The organism is Arenimonas sp. (assembly GCF_044353605.1).
GTDB lineage: Bacteria > Pseudomonadota > Gammaproteobacteria > Xanthomonadales > Xanthomonadaceae > Arenimonas.
In genome coordinates, this window is record NZ_JBILBO010000028.1 from 1 (window position 1) to 6,844 (window position 6,844).

Annotated in this window: 7 protein-coding genes; all 7 read left to right on the top strand. The window is 58.3% G+C overall.

The window, feature by feature from the left end:
• Positions 1-240, top strand: a 240-nt coding sequence (locus ACIQ1A_RS09415) for an NADH-ubiquinone oxidoreductase-F iron-sulfur binding region domain-containing protein (protein ID WP_395770817.1), incomplete at its 5' end; no start/stop codon positions are given.
• Positions 237-2,474: an NADH-quinone oxidoreductase subunit NuoG gene (gene nuoG / locus ACIQ1A_RS09420; RefSeq protein ID WP_395770818.1), complete on the top strand. Its 2,238-nt coding sequence runs from the start codon at positions 237-239 to the stop codon at positions 2,472-2,474. The genes ACIQ1A_RS09415 and nuoG, both read left to right, overlap by 4 nt.
• A gap of 56 nt (positions 2,475-2,530) precedes the next feature.
• Complete coding sequence (nuoH, locus tag ACIQ1A_RS09425; RefSeq protein ID WP_395770821.1) at positions 2,531-3,559, top strand: NADH-quinone oxidoreductase subunit NuoH; 1,029 nt, start codon at positions 2,531-2,533, stop codon at positions 3,557-3,559.
• 7 nt (positions 3,560-3,566) lie between these two features.
• The gene (nuoI, locus tag ACIQ1A_RS09430; RefSeq protein WP_297801469.1) at positions 3,567-4,055 is read left to right on the top strand and encodes an NADH-quinone oxidoreductase subunit NuoI; all 489 of its coding nucleotides are present in this window, start codon (positions 3,567-3,569) and stop codon (positions 4,053-4,055) included.
• A gap of 10 nt (positions 4,056-4,065) precedes the next feature.
• Complete coding sequence (locus ACIQ1A_RS09435) at positions 4,066-4,698, top strand: NADH-quinone oxidoreductase subunit J (protein WP_395770819.1); 633 nt, start codon at positions 4,066-4,068, stop codon at positions 4,696-4,698.
• On the top strand, positions 4,695-5,000 hold the full coding sequence (gene nuoK, locus ACIQ1A_RS09440) for an NADH-quinone oxidoreductase subunit NuoK (RefSeq protein ID WP_297801464.1): 306 nt from the start codon (positions 4,695-4,697) through the stop codon (positions 4,998-5,000). The genes ACIQ1A_RS09435 and nuoK overlap by 4 nt, the downstream gene beginning before the upstream one ends.
• A gap of 4 nt (positions 5,001-5,004) precedes the next feature.
• Positions 5,005-6,844, top strand: a 1,840-nt coding sequence (gene nuoL, locus ACIQ1A_RS09445) for an NADH-quinone oxidoreductase subunit L (protein WP_395770820.1), incomplete at its 3' end; no start/stop codon positions are given.

Consider the following 6,844-nt stretch of genomic DNA (forward strand, 5'->3'; position numbering starts at 1 on the left):
GAAGGCACCGGCTGGATGTACCGGGTACTGTCGCGCATCGTTGCCCATGAAGCGACCATGGAGGATTTGACCATGCTGAAAGCCGCTGCCGGTCAGATCGAAGGCCACACCATCTGTGCTTTCGGCGAGGCTGCGGCCTGGCCGGTGCAGGGCTTCCTGCGCCACTACTGGCATGAATTCGAATACGCCATCCAGAACAAACGCTTCTGGGTGGACGCGCAACTGGAGAACGCGGCATGAGCACCACCGCCGACAAACCGCAGGTCGCTGCCGATCTGGTCACCTTGGAAATCAACGGCGAAACCGTGCAGATTGCCAAGGGTTCGATGATCATTCAGGCATCCGATGCCGCCTGCATCCCGATTCCGCGTTTCTGCTATCACGAGAAACTGCCGATTGCGGCTAACTGCCGCATGTGTCTGGTCGATGTTGAGAAGACGCCGAAACCGATGCCGGCGTGTGCCACGCCAGTGATGGAAGGCATGAAGGTATTCACCCAGAGCAAGCGTGCGCTCGATGCACAGCGCAACGTGATGGAATTCCTGCTGGTCAACCATCCGCTGGATTGCCCGATCTGCGACCAAGGCGGCGAATGCGAGCTGCAGGACGTGTCCATGGGCTATGGCCGTTCGGTCAGCCGTTACGTTGATCGCAAACGCGTAGTACCCGATGAAGACATGGGTCCGCTGGTCGCCACCGACATGACCCGCTGCATCCAGTGCACCCGTTGTGTGCGTTTTTCAGCAGAAATCGCCGGCACGTATGAGCTCGGCGGCATCTACCGTGGCGAAAATCTCCAAATCGGTACCTTCGACGGCAAGCCCTTGATGAGTGAAATCTCCGGCAACGTCATCGATGTCTGTCCGGTCGGCGCACTCACCAACAAAGTATTCCGCTACAAGGCCCGTGCCTGGGAACTGACCGCGAAAGAATCCCTCGGCTATCACGATGCCCTCGGTTCGAATATGTACCTGCACAGCCGCCGCGGCGAAGTCCTGCGCGCCGTGCCGCGCGACAACGAGGCGGTGAATGAATGCTGGCTCTCGGACCGTGACCGCTATTCGCATGAAGGCTTGTACAGCAACGACCGCGCCACGCAGCCGATGGTCAAGGAAAACGGTCATTGGCGCGTTGCCGCATGGGATGAAGCCCTGGCTGCCGCCGCTGCCGTGCTGAAATCGGCGCCTGCTGCCGAAACCGGCATCTTGGCGCATCCAGCCAGCAGCAATGAAGAAGGGTTCATGCTGGCGTCCTTGGCTAATGCGCTGGGTGTCCGGAACCTTGATCACCGCATCAAACAACTCGATTTCGCCGACGAAGCCGTGGCCGAAGTTTTCGACGCAACAGTTGCCGAAATTGAAAAGGCGGGCAGCATCGTTCTGGTCGGGTGCAATATCCGCCACGAAATGCCCCTGTTGCACCAACGCATCCATCAGGCCGTCAAACGTGGCGCCAAAGTGCATGTCATCAATCCGGTCGATTTCGAATTCACCTTCGATACGGCGACCAAAGCCATTGTGCCGCCGTCCAAGATTGCCGATGCGCTTAAGGCATTCGGCGCTACGCTGGATGAGGGAGCGGTTCTCATCCTCGGTGAAATCGCTGAAAACCTTGGTGACGCATCGCATATCCGCGCTGCCGCCAAGGCGTTGCAGCAATCCGGAAAGGCCAAGCTCTGCCGTCTGCCGCAGGGTGCCAACGCCATCGGTCTGGCCGGGCAGGGCGTGTTGCCGGGCGAGGGTGGCCGCAACGCCGGTGCCATGCTCGATGGTTCCCTGAAATCAATCCTGTTGTTCGGCATTGAGCCGCAGTTTGATTTCAGCGACACCACGCGCGCCGTCAAAGCCCTGATCGGCGCCAAGGTCATCGCCTGCAGCGCCTATGTCACCGAATCGCTGAAAGATCTGGCGGATGTCATCCTGCCGATCGGGCTTCTGCCCGAAATCCAGGCTACGCTGACCAATGTCGATGGCCGTGACCAACACGCCGAAGCCGCCGGCAAGCTGCCCGGTTCCGCGCAAAGTGGCTGGCGCGTGCTGCGCGCGCTTTATGATGCTGCATCACTGCCTGTGATGGCATTCACCGACATCGAAGGGTTACGTGATGGTCTCGTTAAAAAGACCGTTGCATCAGGCACCGGCCTTTCGGTCAAGAATGCCAGTACCGATGGCTTCGAACGCATCAGCACCAGTCCGATTTACCGCGGCGATGCCGTGACGCGTCGTGCCGTCTCCCTGCAGGCCCATCCTTTGAACACAGGCCCCCGTCTCGTCATGCATCCCGCTGCCGCCGACAAAATCGGCTTGCAGGAAGGTCAGATTGCCAAAGTCGGTGACGGCTCCGGAAGTGCCGCGTTGCCGGTCGTTCTGAGCCGCATGATCCCGGAGTCCTGCGTCTGGATTGAAACGAATCATGCCGCCACTGCACCGCTGTCGCAGACGGCGTCGCTGGCCATCGTGAGGGCCGCCCCGTGATCGATCTCATCCGCGAATTCTTTGTGCAGTTCGGCTTGATCGGCAGCTTGGCATGGATGCTGGTGAAAATCCTGGTCATCATGCTTCCGGTCATTATCGCCGTTGCGTTCTACACCTTGTTCGAACGTAAAATCATCGGTTGGATGCATGTACGTCAAGGGCCGCAGTACATCGGCGGCGTGTTCGGCATCGGCGTGATCCAGGCCTTTGCCGACGTGTTCAAAATGCTGTTCAAGGAATTGATCACGCCCGACAAGGCCAGCCCGTTCCTTTACCGCTTGGCGCCGTTGATTGCACTGGCTCCGGCTCTGGCAGCCTGGGCCCTGATTCCGTTCGGTGAGAACGACACCGGTCCGTTGGTGCTGTCTGACATCAATGCTGGCGTCCTGATGTTGCTGGCGCTGACCTCGATGGGTGTTTATGGCATCATCCTCGGCGGCTGGGCTTCCAACTCCAAATATGCCGTGATGGGCGCCTTGCGCGCCGCTTCGCAGGTCATCAGCTACGAGATCGCCATGGGCTTCGCCTTGGTCGGTGTGCTGGTCGCCGCCGGCAGCATGAACCTGACCGAAATCGTGAATGCCCAGGCCGGCAACAGCGGGTTCCTGGAGTGGTTCTTCGTCCCGCTGTTCCCGCTGTTCCTGGTGTACTTCATTTCCGGTACCGCCGAAACCAACCGTGCCCCATTCGACGTTGCCGAAGGTGAGTCGGAAATCGTGGCCGGTTTCCATGTCGAATACTCGGGTTCCGCTTTTGCCATCTTCTTCTTGGCCGAATACGCCAACATGATCCTGATCAGCTTCCTGACCGCGCTGCTTTTTCTGGGTGGCTGGCTGTCGCCGTTCCAGGGCTGGTTCGGCACCGATGGAGTTGCCGGCATGCTTGCCGCACCGGGTATTCATTGGCTGTTCCTGAAAGCCCTGTTCTTCGCGTTCTGCTTCGTCTGGTTCCGCGCCAGTTTCCCGCGCTACCGGTATGACCAGATCATGCGATTGGGCTGGAAAGTGTTCATTCCGATCACCATTGTCTGGATTTTCGTGGCAGCGGTAGCGGCTTACAACAACTGGTTTGTCCTGGGAGCCTGAGGCCAACATGATCCGACTGTTCAACTACCTCAAAAGCCTGATGCTGGTGGAGTTCCTGCAGGGACTCTGGCTGACCTTGACCTACATGTTCAAGCCCAAGTACAACGTCAACTATCCGTTCGAGAAATTCCCGCAGTCCGCGCGTTTCCGGGGCTTGCATGCGCTGCGCCGGTATCCGAACGGCGAAGAGCGCTGCATCGCCTGCAAGCTCTGCGAGGCGGTCTGCCCGGCACTCGCCATCACCATCGACTCGGCACCGCGCGAGGACGGCCAGCGCCGTACCACGCGTTACGACATCGACCTGTTCAAGTGCATCTTCTGCGGTTTCTGCGAAGAGAGCTGTCCGGTCGACTCCATCGTCGAGACTCACATCCATGAATACCACTTCGAAAACCGCGGCGAGAACATCGTGACCAAACCGCAGCTGCTCGCCATCGGCGACCGTTTCGAAGCGGAAATCGCCGAACGCCGCCAGGCCGACGCGGCTTACCGATAGGAGAGGGCGCTTGAATTTCGAACTAATCGCGTTTTACCTGTTCGCCGCCGTGGCCCTGTCGTCCGCGGTCGCGGTCATCAGTTTCCGCAACCCGGTGCACTCGGTGCTCAGCCTGGTGTTGACTTTCTTTTCCACCGCCTGTCTGTGGCTGCTGCTGCAGGCCGAGTTCCTCGGCATCGTGCTAGTGCTGGTCTATATCGGCGCGGTGATGATCCTGTTCCTGTTCGTGGTGATGATGCTGGATGTCCATACCGCTCCGCAACGCGAGGGCTTCATCAAGCATTTCCCGGTCGCCATCGCGGTCGCCGCGGTGATGTTCGCCCAAATCCTGCTCCTTCTCGGAATAGGGAACGGTGCCTCCCAGGTCATGCCGGCTGCGGATCCTGCGCTTGTATCGCACCCCAGCAACCTGCACTGGATTGCACAGGCCCTGTTCACGCGCTACATGCTGCCCTTTGAAACCGCTGCGGTAATCCTGACCGTAGCAATCGTCGTGGCGGTTCCCCTGACTCTGCGCCGGCGTGCCGGCACAAAAACCCAGAACCCGTCGGAACAGGTGCTGGTGCGCCGCGATGACCGAGTGCGTCTGGTCAAAATGGTGGCCACTGCCAAGTCCGACGACGGCGCACCGGAGGCAAAATGATTACACTCGAACATTACCTCGTTTTCGCCGCGGCCCTTTTCAGCCTGAGCATTGCCGGCATCATCATCAATCGCAAGAACGTGATTCTTCTGCTGATGTGCATCGAACTGATGCTGCTCTCGGTCAACGTCAACTTCGTGGCTTTTTCGCGATTCCTCGGCAATGTCGATGGTCAGGTTTTCGTGTTCTTCATTCTGACCGTGGCCGCCGCCGAAGCCGCTATCGGTCTGGCCATCCTGGTCACGCTGTTCCGCAACCGCCGCACCATCAATGTGGCCGAACTGGATTCCCTGAAAGGTTGATGCGATGTTGACTGAACCCACCCAGCTGTCCCAGACCCTTCTGCTCGTCATTGCACTGGCCCCCTTGCTCGGTGCGGTCTTGGCCGGCCTGTTCGGTCGTCAGATCGGACGCAAAGGCGCCCACAGCGTCACCATCGCACTGGTCGCACTCAGCTGCGGGCTTTCCATTTTTGTTCTGGGACAGTTCCTGTACGAATCAGCGCTGCCATTCAACCAAAATCTTTATACCTTCTTCGAAACAGGTCGGTTTTCCGCGCATATCGGATTCATGGTTGACCGCCTGACCGCGATGATGATGGTGGTCGTGACTTTCGTATCACTGCTGGTGCATGTCTATACCATCGGCTACATGCAGGATGATCCGGGTTACCAGCGCTTCTTCAGCTACATCTCGCTGTTCACCTTCTCGATGCTGATGCTGGTGATGAGCAATAACTTCCTGCAGCTGTTCTTCGGGTGGGAGGCGGTGGGTCTGGTTTCCTATCTGCTCATCGGTTTCTGGTACAAGCGCCCGACGGCCATCTTCGCCAATCTGAAGGCGTTCCTGGTCAACCGAGTGGGTGACTTCGGATTTCTGCTCGGTATCTGCGGCGTGGTCTATTTCACCGGTACGCTCGACTACGCCCAGGCGTTCACGCAGATCAACGGTATTTCGCAGGTCGTCATCGAATTGATTCCCGCTTTCACTGTATTCGGACATACTTTCGCGGCATGGGAAGTTTCAGCGATTACCTTCATCGCCATCAGCCTGTTCATCGGCGCCATGGGTAAATCGGCACAGGTGCCGCTGCATGTCTGGCTACCCGACTCGATGGAAGGCCCGACCCCGATTTCGGCATTGATCCATGCGGCCACCATGGTGACCGCCGGTATTTTCATGGTCGCACGCATGTCGCCGATTTTCGAGCTTAGTCCGACGGCATTGCATTTCGTGTTGTTCATCGGCGCCACTACGGCTCTGTTTACCGGCCTGATCGGCATCATCCAGAACGACGTCAAACGCGTAGTTGCCTATTCCACGCTCTCACAGCTCGGCTACATGACCGTTGCGCTCGGCGTTTCCGCCTACTCTGCGGCAGTTTTCCATCTGATGACGCATGCCTTCTTCAAGGCGTTGTTGTTCCTGGCTGCCGGCTCGGTCATCATCGGCATGCATCACGAGCAGGATATGCGCAAGATGGGCGGCTTGAAGAAGTACATGCCGATCACTTATTGGACCAGTCTGATCGGAACCTTGGCACTGGTCGGCACCCCGTTCTTCTCGGGCTTCTATTCAAAAGACACCATCATCGAGGCGGCCGCACATGCCGCACATGGCGGTCATTGGATCAATACCTACGCCTACTGGGCGGTCATGCTCGGCGTATTCGTGACCAGCTTCTACAGTTTCCGTCTGCTTTATCTGACTTTCCACGGTAAGGAACGGTACGAGACCCATGCCGATGAGTCGCATCATGCCGAACCGCATGAAATCCACGGCAATGAAGCGCATCCGGCGCATGATGATCACGCATATGATGCGCATCACGGCCACGGCGGCCTGCCGCATGAATCGCCCTGGGTGGTCACGGTTCCGTTGATACTGCTGGCGATTCCTTCGATTTTCATCGGATACTTCACCATCGGTCCGATGTTGTTCGGCGGCTTCTTTACCGGTGCCATCGAGGTGCTGCCGCAGAACGATGTCATCAAGCTTCTGGGCGAGGAATTCCACGGGCCGTTTGCATTCACCCTGCACGGCATGCAGATGCCGGCATTCTGGCTGGCCCTGTCGGGTTTTGCCCTGGCAACCTATATCTATCTGTTCAATATCCGGATTGCCGAGCGTGCGCAGAAGATCTTCG

What these genes read in the sequence shown, in the direction of transcription:
- nuoK (WP_297801464.1), top strand. Translation starts at nt 4,695, where the DNA reads ATGATTACACTCGAACATTACCTCGTTTTCGCCGCGGCCCTTTTCAGC.
- nuoG (WP_395770818.1), top strand. Translation starts at nt 237, where the DNA reads ATGAGCACCACCGCCGACAAACCGCAGGTCGCTGCCGATCTGGTCACC.
- nuoH (WP_395770821.1), top strand. Translation starts at nt 2,531, where the DNA reads ATGCTGGTGAAAATCCTGGTCATCATGCTTCCGGTCATTATCGCCGTT.
- nuoI (WP_297801469.1), top strand. Translation starts at nt 3,567, where the DNA reads ATGATCCGACTGTTCAACTACCTCAAAAGCCTGATGCTGGTGGAGTTC.